This is a genomic window from Pseudarthrobacter scleromae, assembly GCF_014644515.1.
Classification (GTDB): domain Bacteria; phylum Actinomycetota; class Actinomycetes; order Actinomycetales; family Micrococcaceae; genus Arthrobacter; species Arthrobacter scleromae.
The window spans coordinates 695,718-720,896 of sequence record NZ_BMKV01000001.1 but is presented as its reverse complement, the minus strand read 5'-3'; the positions used below and the strand labels follow the sequence as shown (position 1 = coordinate 720,896).

General features: G+C 67.2%; 26 protein-coding genes and 1 riboswitch. Of the genes, 13 read left to right on the top strand and 13 right to left on the bottom strand.

What is annotated here, in order from left to right; all coding sequences use genetic code 11:
• Positions 1-44 precede the first annotated feature (44 nt).
• On the bottom strand, positions 45-1,505 hold the full coding sequence (gene hemG / locus IEX33_RS03445) for a protoporphyrinogen oxidase (RefSeq protein ID WP_188727663.1): 1,461 nt from the start codon (positions 1,503-1,505) through the stop codon (positions 45-47).
• Positions 1,506-1,509: 4 nt separating this feature from the next.
• Entirely contained in the window at positions 1,510-2,604 is a 1,095-nt protein-coding gene (gene hemE, locus IEX33_RS03440) for a uroporphyrinogen decarboxylase (protein WP_188727661.1), read from the bottom strand.
• Between the two features lie 158 nt (positions 2,605-2,762).
• Here hemE and IEX33_RS03435 point away from each other — a divergent pair, with 158 nt between their 5' ends.
• Entirely contained in the window at positions 2,763-4,079 is a 1,317-nt protein-coding gene (locus tag IEX33_RS03435; protein WP_188727658.1) for a glutamyl-tRNA reductase, read from the top strand.
• Positions 4,080-4,263: 184 nt separating this feature from the next.
• Here the strand turns inward: IEX33_RS03435 and moeB are convergent, their stop codons facing one another.
• Entirely contained in the window at positions 4,264-5,463 is a 1,200-nt protein-coding gene (gene moeB, locus IEX33_RS03430; RefSeq protein ID WP_188727657.1) for a molybdopterin-synthase adenylyltransferase MoeB, read from the bottom strand.
• Between the two features lie 83 nt (positions 5,464-5,546).
• Here moeB and IEX33_RS03425 point away from each other — a divergent pair, with 83 nt between their 5' ends.
• Genes IEX33_RS03425 through IEX33_RS03415 form a run of 3 tightly spaced genes read left to right on the top strand, consistent with a single transcriptional unit; the run spans position 5,547 to position 6,825 of the window.
• On the top strand, positions 5,547-6,212 hold the full coding sequence (locus IEX33_RS03425) for a TetR/AcrR family transcriptional regulator (protein ID WP_104185043.1): 666 nt from the start codon (positions 5,547-5,549) through the stop codon (positions 6,210-6,212).
• 48 nt (positions 6,213-6,260) lie between these two features.
• Positions 6,261-6,485 carry a DUF3107 domain-containing protein gene (locus tag IEX33_RS03420; RefSeq protein ID WP_174176440.1) on the top strand — a complete coding sequence of 75 codons (225 nt, stop codon included), beginning with the start codon at positions 6,261-6,263 and terminating at the stop codon, positions 6,483-6,485.
• 37 nt (positions 6,486-6,522) lie between these two features.
• On the top strand, positions 6,523-6,825 hold the full coding sequence (locus tag IEX33_RS03415) for a hypothetical protein (RefSeq protein ID WP_104185045.1): 303 nt from the start codon (positions 6,523-6,525) through the stop codon (positions 6,823-6,825).
• Between the two features lie 161 nt (positions 6,826-6,986).
• Here IEX33_RS03415 and IEX33_RS03410 read toward each other — a convergent pair whose 3' ends face one another.
• From IEX33_RS03410 to IEX33_RS03395, 4 genes are all read right to left on the bottom strand, one after another.
• On the bottom strand, positions 6,987-7,325 hold the full coding sequence (locus IEX33_RS03410) for a 4a-hydroxytetrahydrobiopterin dehydratase (protein ID WP_188727655.1): 339 nt from the start codon (positions 7,323-7,325) through the stop codon (positions 6,987-6,989).
• A 42-nt stretch (positions 7,326-7,367) separates the two neighbouring features.
• A complete protein-coding gene (locus tag IEX33_RS03405; RefSeq protein WP_188727653.1) occupies positions 7,368-8,180 on the bottom strand; it encodes a thiazole synthase in 813 nt (270 codons plus the stop codon).
• 5 nt (positions 8,181-8,185) lie between these two features.
• Positions 8,186-8,422 carry a sulfur carrier protein ThiS gene (gene thiS / locus IEX33_RS03400; protein ID WP_188727651.1) on the bottom strand — a complete coding sequence of 79 codons (237 nt, stop codon included), beginning with the start codon at positions 8,420-8,422 and terminating at the stop codon, positions 8,186-8,188.
• Entirely contained in the window at positions 8,419-9,774 is a 1,356-nt protein-coding gene (locus IEX33_RS03395) for an FAD-dependent oxidoreductase (protein ID WP_188727649.1), read from the bottom strand. Before IEX33_RS03395 ends, thiS begins: the two co-directional genes overlap by 4 nt.
• Positions 9,770-9,887: riboswitch (TPP riboswitch) on the bottom strand. Its footprint overlaps the gene before it by 5 nt.
• A gap of 27 nt (positions 9,888-9,914) precedes the next feature.
• On the opposite strand from IEX33_RS03395, the gene thiE reads away from it, so the two are divergent.
• From thiE to IEX33_RS03375, 4 genes are all read left to right on the top strand, one after another.
• Positions 9,915-10,664 carry a thiamine phosphate synthase gene (thiE, locus tag IEX33_RS03390; protein WP_188727647.1) on the top strand — a complete coding sequence of 250 codons (750 nt, stop codon included), beginning with the start codon at positions 9,915-9,917 and terminating at the stop codon, positions 10,662-10,664.
• Between the two features lie 76 nt (positions 10,665-10,740).
• Positions 10,741-12,231, top strand: coding sequence for an RNB domain-containing ribonuclease (locus IEX33_RS03385; RefSeq protein WP_188727645.1), 1,491 nt, complete (start codon positions 10,741-10,743; stop codon positions 12,229-12,231).
• Positions 12,232-12,534: 303 nt separating this feature from the next.
• On the top strand, positions 12,535-14,223 hold the full coding sequence (locus tag IEX33_RS03380) for a DEAD/DEAH box helicase (protein WP_188727642.1): 1,689 nt from the start codon (positions 12,535-12,537) through the stop codon (positions 14,221-14,223).
• Positions 14,224-14,231: 8 nt separating this feature from the next.
• Positions 14,232-15,104, top strand: coding sequence for a DNA-methyltransferase (locus IEX33_RS03375; RefSeq protein WP_188727641.1), 873 nt, complete (start codon positions 14,232-14,234; stop codon positions 15,102-15,104).
• 61 nt (positions 15,105-15,165) lie between these two features.
• On the opposite strand, the gene IEX33_RS03370 is transcribed toward IEX33_RS03375, so the two are convergent.
• Positions 15,166-16,014, bottom strand: coding sequence for a PHP domain-containing protein (locus IEX33_RS03370; protein WP_188727639.1), 849 nt, complete (start codon positions 16,012-16,014; stop codon positions 15,166-15,168).
• 125 nt (positions 16,015-16,139) lie between these two features.
• Between IEX33_RS03370 and IEX33_RS03365 the strand changes: the two genes are divergently transcribed.
• Complete coding sequence (locus IEX33_RS03365) at positions 16,140-17,726, top strand: aminopeptidase P family protein (RefSeq protein ID WP_188727637.1); 1,587 nt, start codon at positions 16,140-16,142, stop codon at positions 17,724-17,726.
• 143 nt (positions 17,727-17,869) lie between these two features.
• On the opposite strand, the gene IEX33_RS03360 is transcribed toward IEX33_RS03365, so the two are convergent.
• Positions 17,870-18,778, bottom strand: coding sequence for a general stress protein (locus IEX33_RS03360; protein ID WP_188727635.1), 909 nt, complete (start codon positions 18,776-18,778; stop codon positions 17,870-17,872).
• 77 nt (positions 18,779-18,855) lie between these two features.
• Here IEX33_RS03360 and IEX33_RS03355 point away from each other — a divergent pair, with 77 nt between their 5' ends.
• Genes IEX33_RS03355 through IEX33_RS03345 form a run of 3 tightly spaced genes read left to right on the top strand, consistent with a single transcriptional unit; the run spans position 18,856 to position 21,966 of the window.
• On the top strand, positions 18,856-20,139 hold the full coding sequence (locus tag IEX33_RS03355) for a magnesium transporter MgtE N-terminal domain-containing protein (RefSeq protein WP_066277496.1): 1,284 nt from the start codon (positions 18,856-18,858) through the stop codon (positions 20,137-20,139).
• Positions 20,123-20,824, top strand: coding sequence for a DUF1003 domain-containing protein (locus tag IEX33_RS03350; protein WP_174176464.1), 702 nt, complete (start codon positions 20,123-20,125; stop codon positions 20,822-20,824). The genes IEX33_RS03355 and IEX33_RS03350 overlap by 17 nt, the downstream gene beginning before the upstream one ends.
• Positions 20,824-21,966, top strand: a complete 1,143-nt coding sequence (locus IEX33_RS03345; RefSeq protein WP_188727634.1) for an Mrp/NBP35 family ATP-binding protein — start codon at positions 20,824-20,826, stop codon at positions 21,964-21,966. Before IEX33_RS03350 ends, IEX33_RS03345 begins: the two co-directional genes overlap by 1 nt.
• A 61-nt stretch (positions 21,967-22,027) precedes the next feature.
• Here IEX33_RS03345 and IEX33_RS03340 read toward each other — a convergent pair whose 3' ends face one another.
• The 3 genes from IEX33_RS03340 to sigE form a co-directional block, all read right to left on the bottom strand.
• Positions 22,028-22,435 carry a Sec-independent protein translocase family protein gene (locus tag IEX33_RS03340; RefSeq protein WP_188727632.1) on the bottom strand — a complete coding sequence of 136 codons (408 nt, stop codon included), beginning with the start codon at positions 22,433-22,435 and terminating at the stop codon, positions 22,028-22,030.
• A gap of 69 nt (positions 22,436-22,504) precedes the next feature.
• The gene (locus IEX33_RS03335; RefSeq protein ID WP_229675209.1) at positions 22,505-23,401 is read right to left on the bottom strand and encodes an anti-sigma factor; all 897 of its coding nucleotides are present in this window, start codon (positions 23,399-23,401) and stop codon (positions 22,505-22,507) included.
• A 7-nt stretch (positions 23,402-23,408) separates the two neighbouring features.
• Positions 23,409-24,023: an RNA polymerase sigma factor SigE gene (gene sigE / locus IEX33_RS03330; RefSeq protein ID WP_104185060.1), complete on the bottom strand. Its 615-nt coding sequence runs from the start codon at positions 24,021-24,023 to the stop codon at positions 23,409-23,411.
• Between the two features lie 225 nt (positions 24,024-24,248).
• Between sigE and IEX33_RS03325 the strand changes: the two genes are divergently transcribed.
• Complete coding sequence (locus IEX33_RS03325) at positions 24,249-24,881, top strand: O-methyltransferase (RefSeq protein WP_188727630.1); 633 nt, start codon at positions 24,249-24,251, stop codon at positions 24,879-24,881.
• 58 nt (positions 24,882-24,939) lie between these two features.
• On the opposite strand, the gene IEX33_RS03320 is transcribed toward IEX33_RS03325, so the two are convergent.
• A complete protein-coding gene (locus IEX33_RS03320; protein WP_009357720.1) occupies positions 24,940-25,107 on the bottom strand; it encodes a DUF3117 domain-containing protein in 168 nt (55 codons plus the stop codon).
• Between the last annotated feature and the right edge of the window lie 72 nt (positions 25,108-25,179).

Below are 25,179 nucleotides of genomic sequence, written 5' to 3'. Positions count from 1 at the left end.
GCTGAGGGAGCCGGCGAAGGCCGCCGAAAGAAGTGCCAGGGGATTTAGCGGTCCAGGTTCCGGATTTGTTCAATCGTGTCGGAGACCACAGCGGCCAGCCCGTTGCCGGCCACCCAGCCGCCAACGACGGCCAGGTTACCCACCGCGGCACAGGCCTTCCGGATTTCGGCCACGCGGGCGCGGTGCCCCACGGCGGCGAAGGGCAGGGACCCCCGCCACCGGACCACATCCCAGTCCATGACGTCCTCCGCGGCGATGGCCACGCCCAGCAGGGCCTGTGCATCCCGCAGGGACGCGGCAAAGAGTTCCTCGTCGGTGTCCGGGCCGCCGGGCTGCCCGCCGGCCCCGTCCACCCGGCCATACGAGAGCCTGACCACGTGCCGGCCAGGGCCGGCCGCGTCAGCCAGCCAATCCCATTTGCCGGTGGCGTGGGTCAGGGCCTTCGCTTCAATGCCGGGGGTCTGGGGCGCCACCAGGATGCCTGTGCCGCGCGGCCGGCGGTCCAGTTCGGGCTTGTTGACCACGAGTGTGACGAGTTTGACGTCCGGTCCAGCAGGGGGCCGGCGTCCCGCCAGCGCGGGTACTGCGGCTTCCAGGAGGTCGACGGCGGCCGGACCGTCCACGCCCACAACCAGCGTGCCGGCGTCGAACGTTGCTCCGTGGGAGCTGACCCGCCACCCTTCAGGCGTCCGGACCACCGCTGAGGCAGGCGTCCCGGACAGGAGCGTCACGCCCCGGTCGCGGAGGTCGCCCACCAACGCGGTGACCAGCGTGTGCATCCCGCGTTCAAGGCCGGCAACGGCCGAGCCCGCCTTTGCCTGCGCGGGGGCATCCTGCCTGGGGCCGTTGTTCCCAGGTGACCCTGCGCCGGCGCGCCGCTGGGCGGAAACCGCAGCGGCCAGGGATCCGTGCCGCCTGATTCCGGCGCGAAGCCCGGGGGCCACCATGTCGACGTCGAGCAGTCCGGGATCCGCGGAGTGGACGCCTCCTACCACCGGCGCCACCAGGCGCTCCAGGACCTTGCTCCCCATGCGTGCCGTCACCAGGGCGGAGACGCTGGTGACGGCCTCCGCCGTCCCCACCGACGCCGGCAGGAACCTGTCCAGCGCGGCCCTAAGGGTTCCCACGGGGCCCAACGACCTCCGGACTTCCGGGTCCCAGGGGTTGGCCGGGATGCCCAGGACGCCTGTCTTGGGAAGTTCGCGCGGGCCGTCCGGGAGCTGGACCCAGGCTCCTCCGGGCCGCGGCGGAACAATGCTGCCGGCAAGGCCAAGCTCCGCAGCAAGCCGCTCAACGGCGTCGGACCGGGTGGCGAAGGATTCCGCGCCGCTGTCCAGGGTCAGGCCGGCAACGGTGTGGCTGCCCACGCAACCGCCCCACTCCGTTCCGGCTTCCAGGACTGTGACCTGATAGCCGGCGGAAGCCAGCTCCCGGGCAGACAGCAGTCCGGACATGCCGCCGCCCAGCACCAGCGCGGTCCGGGCCTGTGCCGGCGTGCTGCCCATGGGACTACTCCGGGGAGATGGAGTGGATGAGTTCAACCACCCGCGTGAGGACGGCGGGATCAGTCTCCGGCGGGACGCCGTGCCCCAGGTTGACCACGTGTCCGGGGGCTGCCGAGCCTGCGGCTACGACGTCGCGGACGTGGGCCTCGAGGATTTCCCAGGGCGCCGGCAGCAGGGCGGGGTCGATGTTTCCCTGCAGCGGCACCGTGCCGCCCAGCCGGCGGTTGGCCTCATCGAGCGGAAGCCGGTAGTCAACGCCCACCACATCCACTCCCACGTCACGCATGGCCACCAGGAGCTCCGACGTGCCTGTGCCGAAGTGGATGAGCGGAGCGCCGAGGTGCCGTACATGGTCCAGGGCGCGGGCCGAGGCCGGCGCCACGTACCTGGTGTAGTCGGCCAGGCCCAGGGAACCTGCCCAGGAGTCAAACAGCTGGGCCGCGGAGGCGCCGGCCTCAAGCTGTGCCTGCAGGAACATGCCGGAGGCGTCTGCCGCCCAGTTGGCCAAGGCGTTCCAGGTTTCAGGATCGGCATGCATCATGGTGCGCGGGCCCAGGTGGTCACGGGACGGCCTGCCCTCCACCATGTAGGCAGCCAGCGTAAACGGTGCGCCGGCGAAGCCGATCAGGGGGGTGCTGCCGAGTTCGGCCACGGTGAGGCGCACCGCTTCACGGATGGGTTCCAGTGACTCCCAGGTGAGCTGCGGCAGCGCTGCCACGTCTGCGGCAGTGCGGACCGGAGTGTCCAGGACGGGTCCCACTCCAGGCACGATGTCCACGCCTACCCCGGCAAGCTTCAGGGGAATGACGATGTCGGAGAAGAAGATGCCCGCATCAACGTCGTGCCGGCGGACCGGCTGGAGCGTGATTTCGGAAGCCAGCTCGGGGCGCAGGCAGGAGTCCAGCATGGCGACGCCTTCGCGGACCTTGAGGTACTCGGGCAGTGAGCGTCCGGCCTGCCGCATGAACCAGACGGGGCGTCGGGACGGTTTGCCTCCGCGGTAGGCCGTGATCAGCGGGGAATCTGCGGTGCGGCCGTCCAGCAGCGGGTGGTCTGCGGCGAGGGCGCCGGCAGGGGACATGGCAGGGCTGGAAGTCATGCCTCTGATTGTGCCGAAAATCGGCTGCAAAAGATAACGACAAAGTGTCATCCAGAGGCACTCCGGCCGCGCCGTGGCAGGAATCACAGCTTCCGCGCGCGACGGTCCGCGCCTGGAGTTGTTCTACCGAGTAACGAAAAAGCTATGATTGTCCTGCTGTGGTTCTTTTTTCATTGGTGGCTACACACGCCGACATCGATCTTGAGACCGTTGCTCAGTTGAGCAGCGGTTCTTCGGGGATCGCCACATCCGCCCTCTCCGGATCGCCGGCAGTGACGGGTGCCATTGTCCTTGCCACCTGCAACCGCTACGAAATCTATGGCGAGGCCCCCCATCCGGACGATGTGGAGGCTGCCCGCGCCGCTTTGGTGGCCCAGATCAGCGAAGTCAGCGGGCTGAGCGAACCCCTCGTCTCACGCTCCTTCAGTACCCGCACCGGCCCGGAAGTCAGCCAGCACCTCTTTGCCGTGAGCGCAGGCCTGGACTCCGCCGTGGTCGGAGAACGCGAAATCGCCGGGCAGGTCAGGCGGGCCCTTATCACCGCCCAGCATGAAGGCACGGCAAGTTCCGGCCTCGTCCGGCTGTTCCAGGCGGCCTCCAAGACCGCCAAGGATGTCGGCGCGCAAACTGCCCTCGGCTCCCGGGGCCTGTCCATCGTGTCCGTCGCGTTGGATCTGGCAACGGACCTGTCCGAGAATCCGGACTGGTCCAGCAAGAAGGTGGTGGTCTTCGGCACGGGAGCCTACGCCGGGGCAACCATGGCCCTCCTGCGCGAACGCGGCTGCACCGACATCTCTGTTTTCTCCTCTTCCGGCCGCGCCGAAGGTTTTGTGGCAACCCGGGGCGGCACCGCCCTCGACGCCGAATCACTCCGGCCGGCCGTGGCGGCGGCGGACGTGATGATCGGCTGCAGCGGTTCCGACACCAGGGTGGAAGCTGATGAACTGGCTGACGTCCGGGCGGATTCCCCGCAGCCGCTGATTGCCATCGACCTCGCACTCACCCACGACTTCGACCCGGGGGTTGGCGAACTGGACGGCGTGGAGCTCCTCACCCTGGAGTCAGTCCGCCTTGCGGCGCCCCAGGAGCAGGCCGAGTCGCTGGCCCAGGCCAGCGGCATCGTCAGCGGCGCCGCCAAGGCCTTCGAGCACGAGCGCGAGGTCCGGTCCGTGGACTCCGCCATCGTTGCCCTGCGCCGGCACACCATGAGTGTCCTGGACGCGGAAATGGAAAAGGTCAGGGCCCGGCACGGCTGCACGGCCGCCGCAGAGGAAGTGGAATTCGCGCTCCGCCGTATGGTCAAGCAGCTCCTTCATGTACCTACGGTGCGCGCCCGCGAGCTTGCCGCCAACGGCCAGCAGGACGACTACGTTGCAGCCCTTGAAGCCCTTTACGGCATCACCGTGGAGCAGCCGGCCGCCGCCGCCCCGCAGGCCGAATGCCCGGTGGACCACCGGGGCCTCGAAACCGCCTGACGCGCCGCTCCCCCGGCGACGCTCTCTCACATCCTGCGCCCTTTTTGGCGACGCTCTCTCACTTGACGCGCTGTTCCCGGCGACCCTCTCTCACCCTCTGCTGGCAGGTGAGAGAAGGTTTCGGGTTTTCCCGCGGTAGGTGAGAGAGCGTTTCGATTTAACCGACATCAAGTGAGAGAGCGTCCTAATAGACGGGTTTGTTGGGTTCCACCTCGCGCACCCAGGCGAGGATCCCGCCGTCGAGGTGGCTGACCCGCTGGTAGCCCGCTTTCCTGGCCGCGGCCAGGACATTGGCCGACCGCGTGCCGGCCTTGCAGTGGAACACAATGTCCCGGTCCTGCGGGAGTTCCTTCCAGGCCTCCCCCGCGAGGATCCTGCCCTGCGGGATCAGCACAGCGCCGTCGATGCGGACAATTTCGTGCTCGCCCGGTTCCCGCACGTCCACCAGGTCAAAGTCCTTGAGGCCTGCCTTCCGCGAGGCCAGCATCGTGGCGAGCTGCGCGGCCGTGACGGAATGTTCGGTGTCCGCCTGTTCTGCCGGCGCAATCCCGCAAAAGGCCTCATAGTCCGTCAGCTCCGTGATCGGTTCCGCCGCCGGGTCCTTGGATACGCGGATCTCCCGCCAGCTACCGCCCAGCGCATCAAACAGCGCTACCCGCCCCAGCAGGGAACGGCCGACGCCGGTAATCAGTTTGACCGCTTCGGTCACCATCAGCGACCCCACGGCCGCGCACAGCATGCCGAACACGCCGCCCTCGCCGCAGGAGGGCACAGAGCCCGCAGGGGGAGCTTCAGGGTAGAGGTCCCGGTAGGTGGGCCCGTGCTTTTCCCAGAACACGCTGACCTGTCCGTCAAAGCGGAAAATGGAGCCCCAGACGTAGGGTTTGCCCAGGATGGCGGCAGCGTCATTTACCAGGTAGCGGGTGGCGAAATTGTCCGCGCCGTCGAGGATGAGGTCGTAGCCGGCGAAAAGCTCCAGGGCGTTGGAGGCATCCAGGCGGACATGGTGCAGCCGGACGTCCACCAGCGGGTTCAGCGCGGCGATGGCATCGCGTGCCGACTCGATCTTGGGGCGGCCAACGTCCGCCACCCCGTGGATGACCTGGCGCTGGAGGTTGCTGAGGTCAACGTCGTCGTCGTCGATGATTCCCAGCGTGCCCACGCCGGCGGCCGCAAGGTACAGGAGGGCAGGGGATCCGAGTCCCCCGGCGCCGATCACCAGCACCTTTGCGTTCTTGAGCCGCCGCTGCCCGAGGGCGCCGATCTCGGGGATGATGAGATGCCTCGAGTAGCGTTCCACCTCTGCGGCGGTGAGGTCGGCTGCCGGTTCCACCAGCGGATCCAGGGACACAGATGAAACATTTGCGCTGATTGTCGAAGCCATACTTCAATGTATGCCCCGGGATACCGCCCGGTCATATTACCCCGCAGTAAAGTGGAGGTAACTGCAACGAAAGAAGGACAACCGTGGTCCATGAAGCACGGGCTAACCGCCCGCCGGCCGCCGAACCGCAAGCTCCCTCGCGTCCTGCAGGCCAACGGTCAGCCAGGCTTCCCCGGGACGAGCGGCGCGCGCAGCTCCTCATGGCAGCCCAGGAAGTTTTTGTGGCCAACGGTTACCACGGTGCAGCCATGGATGAAATCGCGGAGACGGCCCACGTCAGCAAGCCGGTGCTCTACCAGCACTTTCCCTCAAAAAGGGAGCTGTACCTGGCCCTGCTGGAGAGCCACCTGGCGTCCCTGACGGACCTTATGCTGGGGGCCCTGAACTCCACCACGGACAATGACGAGCGTGTCCAGGCCGTCATGCGGGCCTACTTCCAGTTCATCGCCAACGATGACCAGGCGCACCGGCTGGTGTTTGAGTCGGACTTGGTCAATGACCCGGACGTCAGCGCACGGCTGGAAACCTTCAACAGGACGTTTGCCGACGCCATCGCGCGCGTCATTGCCGAGGACACCAAGCTCCCCCATCTGGAGGCGCAGCTCCTGGGCCGGGGACTCGCTGGAATGGCGCAGGTCAGTGCTCGCTACTGGCTTGAAACGGACGGCAACCTGGACCTCGATGTTGCCAGCGACCTCATCTACCGTTTAGCTTGGCGCGGAATCTCTCGCTTCCCCAAAGAGTCCTAGACTACAAATAATACATAACCAACGAACGTGAATGGCTGGGAGGCCCCTGTGGAAATTAAGATCGGCGTTCAGAATATCGGCCGCGAAATTGTCCTGGAATCAAACGAGGATGCGGATTCGGTAGCCAAGATTGTGGAGGCTGCCATCACCAAGGGCAGCGAACTCCGCCTGAAGGATGACAAGGGACGCCTGATCATTGTTCCCGGAAACGCCCTGGGCTACGTGGAGATCGGGGCCGAAGAGGCACGGCGCGTAGGTTTCGGCCAGTTCTAGGGCCTGCTGACGAACCACCCGTAGCCCAAGGAGGACCATGCTTTCGCTGACCATCGTTGTGCTGGCCGCCGCCGCCGCAGGCTTTATTGTCTGGGCAAACGACAAGCGGCATGCCAAGTACGGGGCTGGCGTGCCCGCCGGGGTTTCCGTGGCCGTGGCAGCCCTGGCATGGATCATCCTGATGGCCGCCGGATTCGGATACCTGCCGGGACGCACCTGGATCCCCTGGGTCCTGCCGATCGTGCTCGGAGCCGCGTCCGCAACGGCGGCCGCCATCTACCTGGGCCGTTCACGTGCGCGCCAGGATACAGAACGGCTCACGGCAATCCTTCGGGCCTGAGGCTTGCCGGGCACCTCGTGCAGCGCACTTCAAGCCCACCGGCAGTGGCCGCTATCCCCTTGGGGGTGGCGGCCACCGCCGGTTAAGGACACAGGGGCTGGTGGCGCGGACGCTCAGCGACCCGACTGTTCTGCTGGGGGCAACCAACGCTGTGCAGCCAGCTAATGCCCCTGCACGTACTTTGCGGGCTCTGCCTTGGCGCCCGCCGCTGCCCCTGCTTCACTTGCTGCCGCGGCTGCGGCGAGGTCCCGGCCGGTCACCTGTCCCCCGGCGTCGTGGGACGTGTAACGGATAAAGACGCGGTTGTAACGCCAGTCGAGGTCCGGATGGTGGTTCTGTTCCTCAGCCAGGCGTCCGACGGCGGCAATCAGCTCAAGTGCGGCAGCCGCCGTCGGCATCTTGAAGACAGTGACCAGCCCGCCGTTGCCGGCCCGCCAGTCAGGCAGTTCAGCCAGGGCTTCGTCGATCCGTTCCGGGGGAAGTGCATCTTTGCCGGCCACTGCTGCTCCTGGGATCAGGGCGCCGGCCGGCAGAAGGCGGGCCTACAGGAACTCGGCCCGGCCCTCCATTGCCGACGACGCCAGCGCATGTTCACGGCGGGGTATGCGACCAGCCGCTTTCGCCAGCCTACCGGCGATGACGGCGTGCTTGAAGGCCTCCCCCATCAGGGCAGGGTTCTGCGCCCGGGTCACCGCCGTGGCCAGGAGCACGGCGTCGCAGCCCAGTTCCATGGCGAGGGCTGCGTCGGAGGCCGTGCCGATGCCCGCGTCAAGCACCACCGGTACCGAGGCCCGGGACACGATGAGCTCGATGTTGTGCGGATTGAGGATGCCCAGGCCGGTGCCGATGGGCGAGCCAAGCGGCATCACAGCGGTGGCTCCGAGGTTCTCCAGCCGCAGGGCCAGCACGGGGTCGTCATTGGTGTACGCGAAGACCTTGAATCCCCTGTTGACCAGCTGCTCTGTGGCGTCCACGAGCTCCACGGCGTCCGGCAGGAGGGTGTGTTCGTCGGCGATGACCTCAAGCTTCACCCAGTCGGTTTCCAGGGCCTCCCGTGCGAGTTCAGCGGTCAGCACAGCATCACGCGCAGTAAAACACCCCGCGGTGTTGGGCAGGACCCGGATGCCGTGGTCCACCAGCAGCTGGAACAGCGAACCCGCCTCATCCGGCGAATAGCGGCGCATGGCCACGGTGGTCAGTGAGGTGCCGGAGGCCAGGAGTGCGGCGCCCAGGCCGTCCAGGCTGGGCGCGCCGCCGGTGCCCATGATGAGCCGGGATGACAGTGGGACGCCGTCGATCACCAGGGGGTCCTGGACACCGGAGAGCTGGCTGTTGGTAATGGTGGTTCCGGTCATGGTGGTCAGCCTCCCTGTACTGCCGTGACAAGTTCGACGTCGTCGCCCTCGGCGAGCGCCGTGGCGGACCACAGGCTCCGGGGCACCACCTGGGCGTTGCGGGCTACGGCCACACCCAGCTTCCGCCCGTCCGTGGCCCGGCCGTCCGCGGCCAGTGGACGGCCGGTGACCTCGCTGACGAGCGCGGTGATGGAAGCGTCGTTGGCCACGGTGTGGCCGCTTCCGTTCAGGGTGATATTCATGCTGTCTCCTGGGTGTTGGGTGGGGTTGCAGCCGCTTCAACCAGGTGGGAGGGAGCAGCGGGAAACCGGCCGGGGTTGAACGGGGCCCACCGGGGGTCCTCGATGCCGTCCATGAGTTCGCGGCAGATTGCGGCCGCAGCTGGGGTGAGCAGGATGCCGTGCCGGAAGAATCCGGTGGCAATGATGAGCCCTTGCACGTGGCGTGACCCTTGGGCGCCGGGCATTTCAGACGCCGTCTGCAGGTCCTCAGGTCCTCCGGGCAGCGGCACCCTTCCGAGCAGCGGGGCGTTGTCCGGTGTGCCGGGCCGGGCGCGGGCCGTGCACTCGAGCAGCTCCAGCTCAGCGACCGCGGGCACCAGCACCTGGGCATCGCGGAGAAGCTGGTATACGCCTCCTGCCGATACCGCCCCGGCGCTGGAGCCCGCCCCCCTGCCCAACGCGTCCTCACGCTGGGTTGCCCCGATCACCACTGTTCCGTCCTGCCGCGGAACGATATATACGGGGACACCGCGCACGAGTCCGCGGATGGTGGAGGTCACCAGGGGCCTGAGGTGCGCCGGTACCGCAAGTCGAAGGATGTCCCCATGGACCGGCCGCAGCGGCAGGTGCAGGCTCACTGGCAGTCCGGTGAGTCCCGGGGCGTGCAGTCCGTTGGCCACCACCGTCTCCCCGGCCAGCACGGTACCCCCGCCCTCCAGGGCTACCCCGGCTACGGCCCCGTCCTGCCAGAGCAGGCCGGCTGCCTTGTCCGGCACGGCGAATCCCTCTGCGGCGCGGGCAACGCCGCTTCCGGTCGCGCGGGCACCCCCCGCCAGGGCCCGGCGGAGGCAGGCCACCAGCAGCCGGGGGTCCACCTGGTGGTCCCCCGGCGTATCCAGCGCACAGGCAATGCCCGGACTCAAGAGGGGCTCGCGGCGCCGGGCCTCGCGGATGGTGAGCGGTTCAACCGTGAGGCCGTTGGCCTGCTGGACGGCACGCAGGTCCAGCAGCGCCCGCCTGTCCGCGGCATCGGCACCCACGGCGAGGGTCGGCGTCGTAAGATATCCGGGATTCGAGTCCGCGGCCGCAGCGAGGTCCGCAGCGAAACCGGGCCAGCGGGCGGAGGCTTCGAGCATGAGTTCCAGGAGGTCCTCCTCCTGGTAGTGCAGTTCGCTCACCGGCGCAAGCATCCCTGCGGCCGCCCAGCTGGCTCCGGAGCCGGGGGCGTCGTCGATCACCACCACCGAACGGCCCGACCGCCTCGCCTCCCAGGCGATGCCGTGGCCGATGGCTCCTCCGCCGATCACCGCAACGTCGGTTGTGATTGTGGAGCCGGAAGACGGGGGGCCGCTTACGGCATGCACGTCAGGCATCGGTAGTCTCCTTCCCTACGCCGGTATTAACCGGATCAGGTCAAGCGGTCGGCTCTGACGCCCTCTCAGCCCGGCGCTTTGTGACAGCTGCCGCGGCTCCCGCAGTACGAGCCCAGTGTAAAGGAATTAGGCTGGCTCCCATGAATGTGTCCCACCCCCCTGCCGCCGCTTCCCGTCCGTCCGGAACAGACGCCTTTATCAACGCGGAGGGCAGCGCCGGGCTGCACAGTGCGCGCCTTTACCTCTGCACGGACGCGCGCCGCAGCAGGGGCGACTTCGAACAGTTCGTGGATGCCGCATTCGCTGGCGGCGTGGACATCATCCAGCTCCGGGACAAGTCCATCGAAGCCGCCGAGGAGCTGGAACTTTTAGCGATCCTAAAGGAGGCGGCGGTCCGCCACGGCAGGCTATGGGCAGTCAACGACCGCGCCGACATTGCCGTGCTGTCAGGAGCGCCGGTGTTCCACATCGGGCAGAAAGACCTTCCCCTCAAGGCAGCCCGGACGCTGCTGAACGGGAACGCCGCCATCGGCCTGTCCAGCCACAGCCCTGAACAGGTGGATGCCGCCCTGGCCGCGGCCGCCGGCCCGGCGGCGCTCGACTACTTCTGCGTGGGCCCGCTGTGGGCAACACCCACCAAACCCGGCCGCGCCGCCGTCGGCCTGGACCTGGTGACGTATGCGGCCGCCGCTTCAGCGGCGCAGGGGCAGGGACAGTCCGACGGCGGCGTGCCCTGGTTCGCGATCGGCGGGATAGACCACGGCAACGTGGAACAGGTGGTGGAAGCCGGGGCCAGCAGGATCGTGGTGGTCCGGGCCATTACGGAAGCCGACGATCCGGCAGCCGCAGCCGCATCGCTGCTCGACGCGCTGGACGCCGCCCGCCCGTGACGCGGCGCCGGATCTGCGGCGCATCCCGCGGGCGGTTCCCTGCACTATTCGCGGAATTCGGGCTACGCTGATTTTCGTGTCACATCATCGGCTGGCCCCCAGTGTCCACGAGCACACCAACGCCCTCGAGGCTGCACTCAGCGCCCTGCGGACGGAGCTTGAGCTGCCGGGCGACTACCCGGAAGATGCCGTGGAGGACGCCGAGGCCGCGGTGTCGGCACTGCAGCTGCCGTCCCATGACCTGACGGGCATCGACTTCATCACCATCGATCCGGCGTCGTCCACGGACCTTGACCAGGCGCTCCACATTGAACGGGACGGCAGCAGCTACCGCGTGCTCTACGCCATCGCCGACGTGCCCTCATTCGTGGCTCCCGGCGGTCCCCTGGATGCCGAGACGCGGCGCCGCGGCCAGACTTTCTACACCCCGGACGGCCGCATTCCGCTGCACCCGGAGGTCATCAGCGAGGGCGCCGGAAGCCTCCTGCCGGGGCAGGACTGTTCCGCGTTCGTGTGGGACTTCCGCCTTGATGCCCGCGCCGAGGTCACAACCGTGACGGTCAGGCGGGCTCGGATGCGCAGCCGCGCCAAGCTCAGCTACAAGGGTGCCCAGGCGGAACTGGACGGCGGCAGCCCTTCAGACGTCCTGGTCCTCCTCAAAGAGGTGGGGCTCAAGCGCGTGGAGCTGGAGCGTGCCAGGGAGGGTGCCAGCCTGAACATGCCGGACCAGGAGATTGTCCAGCTTCCCGACGGCGGCTACCGGATTGCCGCGGCCCCGCAGCTTCCGGTGGAGGACTGGAACGCCCAGATCTCGCTCATGACGGGAATGGCGGCGGCGCAGCTCATGCTGGCCGGCAAAGTGGGCATCCTCCGCACCATGCCCTCACCGGACGAGCGTTCCCTGCACCATTTCCGGCTCCAGACGGAGGCACTTGGGAAGCCCTGGGACGGTGAGGTCAGCTACGGCGAATACCTCCGCAGCCTGGATCCCACCGATCCCCGCCAGCTGGCCATCATGCACTCAGCGGGAATGCTCTTCCGCGGTGCGGCGTATACGGCGTTCGACGGCACGGTCCCTGAGGACGCCGTGCAGTCAGCCATCGGGGCCGCCTACGCCCACACCACCGCACCGCTGCGCCGCCTGGTGGACCGCTTTGTCCTGGTGACCTGCGAGGCCCTGTGCAACGGCGGCGAGGTGCCCGGCTGGGTCCGTGAGGCGCTGCCGTCGCTTCCCGAGATCATGGCCAGCTCGGACCAGTTGGCGTCCCGGATGGAACGCTTGGCCCTGGACACAGTGGAGGCGGCGCTCCTCGTGAACCACATCGGACAGGAGTTCGACGCGATCGTGATCTCCGGATCCAAGCCCCAGAAGGAAAACGGGAACGGCGGCAACGGAAAGAACGGCAACGGCAACGGCGGCTCGGGCATCATCCAGATTGCCGAGCCTGCCGTCACGGCCCGTTGTGCCGGCGAACTGGTGGCCGGAACCAAGGTCCGGGTACGCCTGGTGTCCTCCGACATTGCCACCCGGGAAGTGCATTTCGAGCTGGTCCCGTCCTTGTCCTGAGAGGGGCGGTTCTTCCTGCGGGTAGGCAGGCACACCGGGCCAAAGCCGGGTTTCCGTCCCCGTGCGGCTAGACTGAAGAGGTAGAAATGGATGCCCGGTCGTTGATTTCCTTGATTTGAAACCAACAAGCCCGCCCCTACGCGATCTTGAGATACACCCGCTGGTCACCAGTGCCAGCATTTTAGATAGCCCGCGATCGGCTTCCACTGGAATTGCTTGCGCGCCTGAGCGTGCTCCGGAACGGCCTTGGGCCGGCCCGTTGAGCAGGCAGCGCCAATGCCCAAATGAATAAGGAAACTCCACGTGAGTGAATTGCATACCCACCAGCTCCTGACGGACGACTCCGGCACCGAAACGATCGAGCCGGAAGAGACCATCATCTCCGACGAGAAGCCGCACGAGATTGAGGAGAAGTCCTTCGCGGACTTCAACGTCCGCGCCGACATCGTGGAATCCCTCGCGGACGCCGGCATCACCCATCCCTTCCCCATCCAGGCCATGACCCTGCCGGTGGCCCTCTCCGGCCACGACATCATCGGCCAGGCGAAGACCGGCACCGGCAAGACCCTGGGCTTCGGCATCCCCGCCCTGCAGCGGGTGGTGGGCCGGGACGACGCCGGCTACGAAAAGCTCGCTGTCCCCGGCGCACCGCAGGCCCTGGTCATCGTTCCCACCCGTGAACTCGCGGTGCAGGTGGCCAACGACCTGCAGACGGCCTCCCGCAAGAGGAACGCACGCATCGCCACCATTTACGGCGGCCGGGCCTACGAGCCCCAGGTGGAAGCCCTGAAGAATGGCGTGGAGGTTGTGGTGGGAACCCCCGGGCGCCTCATCGACCTCTACAAGCAGAAGCACCTGAGCCTGAAAAACGTCAAGGTCGTCATCCTGGACGAGGCCGACGAAATGCTTGACCTCGGCTTCCTGCCCGACGTCGAAACCCTGATCGCGGCCACGCCGGCAGTCCGCCAGACCCTGCTGTTCTCCGCCACCATGCCCGGCCCCGTCATTGCCATGGCCCGCCGCTACATGACCCAGCCCACCCACATCCGTGCTGCTGATCCGGATGACGAAGGCCTCACCAAGCGGGATATCCGCCAGCTGATCTACCGTGCGCACAGCATGGACAAGATCGAAGTGGTGGCCCGCATCCTCCAGGCCAAGGGCCGCGGCCGGACCATCATCTTCACCAAGACCAAGCGCACCGCGGCCAAGGTCGCCGAGGAACTGGTGGACCGCGGTTTTGCCGCCGCCGCGATCCACGGCGACCTGGGGCAGGGCGCACGCGAGCAGGCGCTCCGGGCTTTCCGCAACAACAAGGTGGATGTCCTGGTGGCAACCGACGTCGCCGCCCGCGGCATCGACGTGGACGACGTCACCCACGTCATCAACTACCAGTGCGTGGAAGACGAAAAGATCTACCTGCACCGGGTGGGCCGCACCGGCCGTGCCGGCAACAAGGGCACCGCCGTGACCTTCGTGGACTGGGACGACATGCCGCGCTGGGGACTGATCAACAAAGCCCTGGGCCTGAGCGTGCCGGAGCCCATTGAAACCTACTCCTCTTCTCCGCATCTTTTTGAGGACCTGGACATTCCCGTAGGCACCAAGGGCCGGCTTCCGCGCGACAAGCGCACCCTGGCCGGTGTGGACGCCGAGGTGCTGGAGGACCTGGGCGAAACGGGCAAGAAGAACGCCCGCGGAGGCCGCGACGCCGGCAGTTCCCGCGACCGCGACGGCCGTGGCCGCGACAGCCGTGACCGCGGGGCCAAGCGCGAAGGCGGCCGCAGCGGCGACTCCGCTGCCCGCTCCGGCGAGCGCCGCCGTCGTACGCCCGAGGCAGCCGCAGCACCCGCAGCTGCCGGTGACGCTCCGGCAGCAACCGAGGCCGAGCAGCCCTCACGCACCCGGCGCCCCCGCACCCGCACCCGGCGCCGCAACGGTGAAGTGGTGGGCGGCGGGAACGCCGCACAATCCGGCAGCACCGAGGCCTAACACCCTTCATGACTGACACTGTCTGGGCGCCGGACGGCAGCAGCCTGGTGGTCCACGCGGACAACGCGGACTTCCTCCCCTCGCTGCCGGACGGCGCCTTCACACTTATCTACGTGGACCCCCCGTTCAACACGGGCCGGGCCCAGCGGCGGCAGCAGACCACCATGGTGGTCAACGCGGACGGCACCGGCGACCGCGTCGGCTTCAAGGGGCGCTCCTACGACACCATCAAAGGCGCGCTCCACCGCTACGACGATGCCTTCAGCGACTACTGGTCCTTCCTGGAGCCGCGGCTCGTGGAGGCGTGGCGGCTGCTGGCGGAGGACGGCACCCTGTACCTGCACCTCGATTACCGCGAGGTGCACTACGCCAAAGTGATGCTGGATGCGATCTTCGGCCGTGAATGCTTCCTGAACGAGATCATCTGGGCCTACGACTACGGCGCCCGGGCCAAGAACCGCTGGCCCACCAAGCACGACAACATCCTGGTGTACGTCAAGAATCCCGCGAAGTACCACTTCAACAGCGCCGAGGTGGACCGCGAACCGTATATGGCACCGGGCCTTGTCACGCCTGCCAAACGCGAACTGGGCAAACTGCCCACGGACGTCTGGTGGCATACCATCGTCTCGCCCACCGGCAAGGAAAAGACCGGGTACCCGACGCAAAAGCCGGAGGGCCTCATCCGCCGGGTGGTGGCGGCGTCCAGCCGGCCCGGTGACTGGTGCCTGGACTTCTTCGCCGGTTCCGGAACCCTGGGTGCGGTGGCCGCAAAGATGGACCGCAGGTTTGTGTGCGTGGACCAGAACCAGCCGGCCATCGACATCATGGCCCAGCGTCTGGGTGCCCACGCCGAGTTCACGGCCTACCCTCCCAACTAGGTAGCAGCACATGTCGGTTTGAGCCTCCAAAACGACATGTGCTGCTACCTGGTTGCCGTGATCAGGGACGGACGACGGCGGTCCCTGTCCCCAGCTCCTCGATCCTCGCCAGGACGTCCGGCTCGGTGAGGTTCTCCCCCAGCAGGTTCGGTTTGCCGGTGCCGTGGTAGTCCGATGATCCGGTAATCAGGAGGTCGTGCTTGCCGGCGAGCCGCCGCAGGAACCGGCGCCCTTCTTCCGGATTGTCACGATGGTTGATCTCCAGGCCCGCCAGGCCGGCGTCGATCATCTCCTGGTACACCCGCTCACCTACGATCCTGCCGCGGGAGGATGCCACGGGGTGGGCGAAGACAGGGACCCCGCCGGCAGCACGGACCAGTTCGACGGCGATGGCCGGCGCGGGTGCGTAGTGCTGGATGAAGTAGCGCGAGCGTGAGGTGAGGATGGAGGCAAAGGCCTCGGAGCGGTCCTCCACCACCCCGGCGGCCACGAGGGCGTCCGCAATGTGGGGGCGGCCGAGGGTTGCGCCGGGGGCCACATGGTGGATGACGTCGTCCCAGGTGAGGGGGTAGTCCTCCGCAAGCAGGGTGACCATGCGCTCGGCACGGGTATGCCGCGCGTCCTTGGCCTTGGTGATTTCCTCCAGTAGTCCCGGATGCTTCGGGTCGTGCAGATAGCTCAGGAGGTGGACGCTGATGCCCTCCTCTGTCCGGCAGGAAACCTCCATCCCGGGGACCAGGGCTACTCCGTGCTCAACGGCCGCAGCAGAGGCCTCATCCCAGCCTGCCGTGGAATCGTGGTCCGTCAGCGCTATGACGTCCAGGCCGGCGCGGGCGGCGGAAGCCATGACGTCTGCGGGATTCTCGGTGCCGTCCGAGACATTGGAGTGGGCATGCAGGTCGATCCTCACCTGTCCAGACTAGTTGACCCGGCGTTCACCCTGTGTATGCCCGGCCGCAACTCCCCCGTACCGGCCCCCGCCCACACGGGCTGCGCCTGTTCGCGCAGCCGCGACGCTGGTGAGACGATGGTGCGGTGAAAGATGCCGAAAACACCCCCACCTCTGCTTCCCAGCCGCTGGAGGAGCGCGTCAACAACCGCTCGCAGCGGCCCAGTTCCGACGCTTTCAGGGCCTTCATGGCCGGCAACTGGGCGCCCGCCAGCCAGGAGCTCCCGGCACGTGACGCCGTAGCCGGCCACGCCTCGGCCCGGCGCAGGGCAATCTCCGGACAGTTCAAGGGCGAACGCCTGGTGATCCCCGCCGGCCCGCTGAAAGTCCGCTCCAACGACTGCGACTACCGCTTCCGCCCCCACTCCGGATTCGCGCACCTCACCGGGCTCGGCCTCGACCACGAGCCTGACGCCGTCCTGATCCTTGAACCGGTCGGGGAAGGAAAGGGCGACGACGGCGGCCACCACCGGGCGACGCTCTACTTCCGGCCGCTGGCAGGGCGGGACACGGAACAGTTCTACGCGGACTCCCGGGCCGGCGAGTTCTGGATCGGCGCCCGTCCCACCCTGGCCGAGTTCGAGGCACGCCTTGGCATGGCAACGGCACACATCGACCAGCTCGAGACAGCCATCACCAAGGACGTGGGCGCCCCGGAAATCGGCGGCATCTCCATCCGACTGGTCCGCAAGGTGGATGAGAACATCGACGCGCTGGTGGACACCGCCCGATACAACACGGCCAAGGACCCGGACAACCTGGACCTCGCCGTCCTCGATGCCCTGGACGAAAAGCTGAGCGAAGCCCTCTCCGAACTGCGCCTGCTCAAGGACGACTGGGAGATCGAGCAAATGAAGCTCGCCGTGGCTGCCACCGTTGAAGGCTTCGAGGAGGTGGTGAAAGTCCTGCCGCGCGCCCTCACGCATGCCCGCGGCGAGCGCGTGGTGGAAGGCGCCTTCTTCGCCCGGGCACGCGAGGTGGGGAACGAACTGGGATACGACACCATCGCGGCCTCCGGTAACAACGCCACGGTGCTCCACTGGACCCGCAATACCGGAAAGATCCACGCCGGAGAGCTCCTCCTGCTGGACGCCGGCGTGGAAGCGGATTCCCTCTACACGGCGGACATTACCCGCACCCTTCCCGCCAGCGGCGTGTTCACCGACATCCAGCGCAAAGTGTACGAAGCGGTGCTCGACGCGGCCGACGCCGGGTTCGCCGCCGCGCAGCCCGGGGCGAAGTTCCGCGACATCCACACTGCAGCCACCACCGTCCTGGCCGAGCGGCTTGCGGAGTGGGGGCTCCTCCCGGTGACGGTGGAGGAGGCCATCAGTCCCGAGGGCCAGCAGCACCGCCGCTGGATGCCGCACGGCACCAGCCACCACCTGGGGCTGGACGTCCACGACTGCGCCCAGGCCAAACGGGAGCTCTACCTGGACGGCATCCTCACCGAAGGAATGGTCTTCACCATCGAACCCGGCCTGTACTTCAAGGCCGAGGACCTGGCGATCCCGGAGGAATACCGCGGAATCGGCGTCAGGATTGAGGACGATGTCCTGATGACCGCCGACGGCCCGGTCAACCTGAGCGCGGCCCTGCCGCGCAAGGCCGAGGACGTGCAGGACTGGATGGCGGGCATCTACCGTGAAGCTGACGGGGCCCAGGAAGCCTAGTCCCCGCGGGCCCCGGGTTTTGGGATGGCTACCGTATGAGCCTTCCATCCTCGGCAAACCTGCTGATTAAACCAACAAAGCGGGGCTGCCGGAACACATGTTCCGGCAGCCCCGCTTTTGTTTCCCCGTCAGGCCGCTGCGGGCTACTGCCGCGGCTCGCCCGGGTGCTGCTCAGGAGCGTGCCCCGGTGCGTCCGGCTGGCCGTCAACCCGCTGACCCTGCGTGGCCTGCTGACCGGCGTCCGGGTGGCCTGCGTCAGCGGTGGGCTCCTGCGGCAGCCGGACGCCGTACTGCGGCCGGCCGTCCGGCAGGTCCGGGTACCGTACGGCCCGGGCCGGGGCGGGCTGCTCCTGCTGCGGGGCAGCAGCCGGGCCCTGGTCCGCCTGGACAGGATGCGCCTGGGCGGAGGACCCGGAAGACTGCTGGCCATAAGGATCGTTCCAGCCCGAGGGACGGGCAGGACCCTGGCCGGGCTGGTTCTGCTGGTAGGGCTGGCTGTTGTAGTCGCGCTGGGTGTAGGGGCCACCGCCGGCGGCCGCATCCGAGCGGGTCATCGGCAGCTGCTGGAGCAGCCGCCGTGCCTCGTGGGCAGCCTCCGGCGACACCACGACGTCGTAGCTGGTGGCCACCACCTGGTTGGTGGAGGTGAAGTCACGCTTGCCGCGCTGCATGGCGTAGGTGACGATGCCGAAGAGCATAAAGAACGCTGCGCCCATCAGCACCGAGGTAAGTATGGAGAAGTATCCTGGCGACGGTGCGAAGAAGGACAGCATGACACCCACGAACAGGCCGAACCACATGCCGCTCAGCGCTCCGGAGAGTGCCACCCTGGGGTAGCTCAAGCGGCCGGTCACCCGCTCCACCATCTTCAGCTCGTTGCCTACGATGGACACCATGTGGACGGGAAACTGCTGGTCCGCAAGGTAGTCCACGGCCTTCTGGGCATCCAAGTAGGACGTGTAGGAACCCACGGTATCGCCGGTGGGAACGGCCCGGGCTTCATCCATTCCGCCGGGCCCGCCGGCCTTGGGAGCACCAAATATGTTTGCCATACCCCCATTCTTGCCCATGAGCATGTGTGCTGCCTGCAAATTCAGCTAAAAGAGAGCAGACTCGGTAGCCTGTAGGAGTGAGCACAACTCCTACCCGCGTCTTCGTGGCGCGCCTTTTGGGCCTCGACGTCTTCGACCCGCTGGGCGACCGGCTGGGCCGGCTGCGCGATGTTGTTGTGCTGTCCCGGGGAACGCAGGGCGCACCGCACGTGGTGGGCATCGTCGTCGAAGTCCCAGGCAAGAAGCGCGTCTTCGTGCCCATGACGCGCATTACCTCCATCGACCAGACCCAGATCATCTGCACCGGGCTGGTGAACCTGCGCCGCTTCGAGCAGCGCGGCGCCGAAACGCTGGTGGTGGCCGAGATGTTCGACCGCCGCGTCACCCTGCGGGACGGCAGCGGCGACGCCACCATCGAAGACATTGCCATGGACCAGCACCGCTCCCGCGACTGGTTCGTCAGCAAGCTCTTTGTCCGGCGCGGCCATTCCCTCTCCCCGCTCAGCCGGCTCCGCCGCAACGAAACCCTGATCATCGACTGGGCCGACGCCCTCCAGGGTCCGCGCACGGAGCCGCAGGCCGCCACCCAGTTCGTGGCCAACCATGAGGACCTCAAACCCGCAGACTTCGCAGAAGCACTGCAGGAAATGAGCGACAAACGCCGTTTCGAGGTGGCCAGCGAGCTGCAGGACGAACGCCTGGCCGACGTCCTCCAGGAGCTCCCGGAGGACGACCAGGTGGAGATCCTCTCCGCCCTTGACGTGCAGCGCGCAGCCGACGTGCTGGAGGAAATGGACCCCGACGACGCCGCCGACCTCCTCGGCGAGCTCCCCTCCGCCCAGGCGGAGGAGCTGCTTCAGCTGATGGAGCCGGAGGGCGCAGAGGACGTCCGGCGCCTGCTGGAATACGACGAGGACACCGCGGGCGGGCTCATGACCCCGGTGCCGGTGATCCTTCCTCCCGAGGCCACGGTTGCCGAAGCCCTGGCCCACGTGCGCCGCGAGGAACTCTCCCCCGCGCTTGCCTCCTCCATCTTCATCGCCAGGCCGCCGCTGGAAACGCCGACCGGCCGTTTCCTGGGTGTTGTCCACATCCAGCAGCTGCTCCGGTTCCCGCCGTTCGAGCCGCTCGGCAACCTGGTGGACAAGAACCTGGAACCGTTGTCGGACCAGGCACACATCAGCGAAGTGGCGAGGACGCTGGCTACCTACAATTTGAACTCCCTCCCCGTGGTCAATGACGCCGGCCGGCTTGTGGGGGCGGTGACTGTTGATGACGTTTTGGATCATCTGTTGCCGGATGATTGGCGCGCCCACGATGGCGAAGCCCCGATAAGAAGGCTTGGTGGCCGTATTGGCTGAGAGCAGCGCACCAAAAAATCCGAACCAGCGGACACCCGCCAGGAAGACGGCGGACAAGGGCAGCCTGGACACGCCGCTGAGCGGCCGCCAGCGGATCCTGCCCAAGTTCTCGCCGGATCCCGATGCCTTCGGCCACGCCACAGAGGGCTTTGCCCGTTTCATGGGTACGCCGCAGTTCCTGGTCTACATGACGGTCTTCGTGGTCATCTGGCTGGCGTGGAATACGTGGGCACCGCTCGAGTGGCAGTTCGATTCCCGCGCGCTCGGTTTCACCCTGCTGACGCTGATGCTGTCCCTGCAGGCTTCCTACGCGGCGCCGCTCCTGCTGCTGGCCCAGAACCGGCAGGACGACCGCGACCGCGTCTCGCTCCAGCAGGACCGCCAGCGCGCCGAGCGCAACCTGTCCGACACTGAGTACCTCACGCGGGAACTCGCCTCCCTGCGGATTGCGCTGCGCGAGGTTGCCACACGTGACTACGTCCGTGCCGAGCTCCGTTCGCTGCTTGAGGACATGCTGGAGGCCCAGGAGGAGCTCCGGACCCATGATCCCTCCGGGCAGGGGCAGCACGAATCCCCCCGCGACAAGGTCAAGGAAAAACTCAAGGAACAGCGCGACCGGCAACGGAACCCCCGCACCCAGCAGATCCCCCGGGTCAAGCCCGGCCATTCCACCCAGGACCGTTAATGAGCGAACCCATTGCCAACACTGCGTTGGCTGAGGCAGTCAACGCTGCCCTGGCCACGGTCATCGACCCCGAGCTCCGCCGCCCCATCACCGAACTGGGCATGGTGGAGTCTGTCGCCGTGGACGACGCCGGCCGGGCCAGCCTGGCAGTCCTGCTCACCATCTCCGGCTGCCCCCTGCGGGAGACCATTACGGCAGATGCCACGAACGCGCTGCTGGCAGTTCCGGGAGTGGCCGCCGTCGACGTTGAACTCAAGGTGATGACCCAGGAACAGCGCGATGCCCTCAAGGAGCTGCTCCGCGGCCAAGGAGGCCAGCGCGGCATCCCCTTCAACGAGCCTGGTTCCCTGACCAGGGTCTACGCGGTGGCAAGCGGCAAGGGCGGGGTCGGGAAGTCCTCGGTGACCGTCAACCTGGCCTGTGCCCTTGCAGCGCAGGGCCTGCGCGTCGGCATCGTGGACGCGGACGTCTACGGATTCTCCGTCCCGGGACTGATGGGCATCACGCAGCAGCCCACGCGGGTGGACGACATGATCCTGCCCCCGGTCGCCTACGGGGTGAAGGTAATCTCCATCGGGATGTTCGTCAGCGGAAACCAGCCTGTGGCCTGGCGCGGACCCATGCTGCACCGCGCCCTCGAACAGTTCCTTACCGACGTCTATTTTGGCGACCTGGATGCCCTGTTCCTCGACCTGCCGCCCGGCACCGGTGACATCGCGATCTCCGTGGCCCAGCTGCTTCCGAAGGCGGAAATCCTGGTGGTCACTACGCCGCAGGCTGCTGCCGCGGACGTCGCCGAGCGCGCGGGAGCCATCGCCACGCAAACGGGCCAGAAGGTGGCGGGCGTCATCGAGAACATGTCCTACCTGGAAATGCCCGACGGCGGCAGGATGGAATTGTTCGGCAGCGGCGGCGGGCAGGTCCTCGCCGAGCGGCTGACGGCAACGGTGGGGGCAGAGGTGCCGCTCCTGGGCCAGATTCCGCTGGACATCCAGTTGCGTGAAGGCGGGGACACCGGCGTGCCGATCGTCCTCGGCCAGGCCGGCACACCGGCCGCGGCGGCACTGTCAGGTATCGCCGGACAACTGGCGGCAAAACCGCGCGGACTCGCCGGAATGAAACTGGGCCTTCAGCCGCGCTGAGCCGCCGGCAAGGGTGCAGAAAAAGGCAACTGTCGGGGATTTGCTGTGCGCGCAGGCGCTTCTAGGTGGCTTCGGTGTCGAAGGGTGCTGCCTCGCCCGGCGGCAGTGACTGGAGCACCCGTTCCGGCCGCCCGGGCGCGGCATCCGCTGCCACGGCGGCGGCCCCGGAGACTGCGGCCACGGCGGCCGGCGCGCCGGCGCTGACGGGTTTGGAGTCGTCGTCGAGGAGCGCCTCTTTGATGATGCGGCGGGGATCGTACTGCCGGGGGTCGTATTTCTTCCAGTCGACATCATCGATGTCGATGCCGACTTCTTCCTTGATCTGCTCACGGGCACCGGACGCCATGCGCCGGACTTCCTTGACCAGGTTCGCCAGCTTCTGGGTGTATTCGGGCAGCCGCTGGGGGCCGATCACCAGAACGCCAATGATCAGCAGAAGAAAGAACTCCGGGCCGTTGATTCCAAACACTTTAGGAAGATTACCCTCTCCGGGCTGCCAGTGACGATTTCAACCCGGGGCCCGGGAGAACTGCCTGCGCTACGGGACGAAAAAGGCCACAATCCGGTTGGCCCCGCGCTGCAGCCGCGTCGTGAGCGGTTCCCCGCCCGCTTCCGCAGAAGGCGGGATTCCGGCGGCAACGCCTTCTTCAGCCCTGGTGCCCATGCTCTGCAGGATGGGGACGGCGTCATCGGCCCGTTCCGCCGGCAGGTCGGACTCGTAGGTAAAGCTGTGCCCCGGCGTCAGGTAGGTTGCCGACCACGGCGAAGACTCCCACACGCGAAGGTTGTTACCGGCCGTGCCGGCTTCCCGGTCCGCAGCACCCTTCTGTCCGCCGGGGTCCTGACTGTCACCGCCCTGCTTGGGGAGCCGCTGTTCAGTCACAGTGGCGTAGTGGGCCCCGTCGGACAGCCTCAGCTCAACCGCCGGCTGCCCGTTGAGCACGGTGGCCCTTGCCGACTCAAGGTGGAAGCCCATCGCTTCAAGTTCCGGGCAGGCCCAGCCTTCGGTGCGCAGCCGGGTGAGCTGTTCAGCGTTCAGCTGCCTGCCGTCCGCCGGCGTCTGGGATGACACCTGCGAGAAGGCTGCGGGGTTTCCGATGGCATCCCCGGGCAGGGGGTCCCCTGCAGCCGCAAAGGCACCTGCAGCCAGGACCGCCGCAGCGGCCGTGCTGCCGCCGGCGGCCAGCGCCAGGACCCGGACAGCCGTGCGCGGCGACGCGGGCCGCTGGGCGGGACGGTGCGGGACGGCAGCCAGTTCCTGCGTCCGTGCCAGCAGACGGGCCGTCAGGTCATCGCTGGCGGGAGGGATGGGGGCATCGCGGAGCCGCTCCAGGTACTGGCGTTCCCGCCGCAACGCTGCAGAGCATTCGTGGCAGGACTGGAGATGGCTGCGCGTGCGCTGGTGCCTGCGTCCGAATGGAGTCCGGGACCTCATGCGCCGTTCAGAGGATACCGGCGATACGCGGCATGGACAGTTTGCGGCGCGACTGCTGGGGACGCGGATCCCGGTGTGCCAGCTTCTCCCGAAGCATGGTCCGTCCGCGGTGGATCCGGGAGCGGACAGTGCCGAGCTTGACGCCCAGCGCTTCCGCCACTTCGTCGTAGGACAGGCCTTCGAGGTCGCAGAGGACGACGGCAGCGCGGAAGTCCGGCGGTAGTTCCTCCAGCGCAGCCTGGACATCCACGTCCAGGTTGTTGAGCTCGAAGCTCTGTTCCGGACCCGGTTCACGTCCGGGAAGCCGGGATTCGGCATCTTCGGCGAGGGCGTCGAACCTGATCCGGGTTTTCCGCCGTGCCTGGTCCAGGAAGAGGTTGGTCGTGATCCGGTGCAGCCAGCCGTCCAGCGTGCCCGGCTTGAAGTTCTCCAGCGAGCGGAAGACGCGGACAAACACCTCCTGGGTGAGGTCCTCGGCGTCGTACTTGTTGCCCGTCAGGCGGTAGGCCAGCCGGTAAACCTTCGCCGAGTGGTTGGTAACCACTTCTTCCCAGGTGGGACGCACCCACTCCGCCTCAGGATGGTTTGTTGCAGGGACAGGTGCCACAACTGAAGATGACATCGTCCACTCCCCTCGTGGAATACTAACGCCCGGATACTGTTGACATCTCTGATTCGGCGCCGGTCACCTTTTGGATGAGCGGATATTAATCATTTCAAACTTGTCTGGGAATTTCCTGATTGTGGAAAAGTTCAGCCATAGGCGCAACAGCCTGCCTTCCCTGCCGTTGCCATCGGACACAGTAGGCTGTAGAGGACATTCCCTGCCGCCCAGAAAGCGAAACCCATGAGCGCCGACAAGTCCACCAGCTGGTCCTATGCAGAAGATCTTCCTGCTGAGGATGAGGTCATGCTTCGGGCCAGGGAGCGCTCCTTCGAGCTCGGTGTGACGCCCGTTGGCCCGGGAGTGGGAGCAGTCCTCACCGTGCTGGCTGCCGCGTCCAAGGCCCAGACCGCCGTCGAGATCGGGACCGGAGCGGGCGTTTCAGGAGTGTGCCTGCTGCGCGGCCTCGGTCCCCAGTCCGTCCTCACCACCATCGACGTCGATGTCGAACACCTCCGGGCGGCGCGCGAGGCATTCTCCGAGGCGGGCAGCCCCGCCAACCGCACCAGGACCATTTCCGGACGGGCGGGCGACGTCCTGCCCCGGCTGACGGACCGTGCCTACGACCTCGTCTTCATTGACGCCGACAAGCCCGGACTTCCCGGATATGTGGAACAGGCAATCCGGCTCCTGAAGCCCGCAGGGCTGCTGATCGTGAATGACGCGCTGGACAAGGACAAGGTGGCCAACCCGGCAAGCCGGGACGCCACCACCGTGGTCCTGCGCCAGGTGGGCAAGGCAATACGCGACGACGACAGGCTTGCTTCGGCCATGCTTCCCACCGGCGATGGCCTGCTGGTGGCCGTGAAGAAGTAGGGATTCGAAAAAGGCAGGGCCCGCAGCCTGGCGGCTGCGGGCCCTGCCTTGTCACGATTTACTCGGTAACGCCGACCAGGCATTCCTTGAGGTTGGCTGCCTCAGCAGCGTTCAGCTCGACCACCAGTCGCCCGCCGCCTTCGAGCGGGACGCGCATGATCAGGCTGCGGCCCTCCTTGGTGACTTCCATTGGGCCGTCGCCGGTGCGTGGTTTCATAGCCGCCATGAGGAATTCCCCTCCATTTAGTCCCAGGACTGATCAGCCCGGGCGGGCTGTGTCCGCATGTAGATCAAGCTG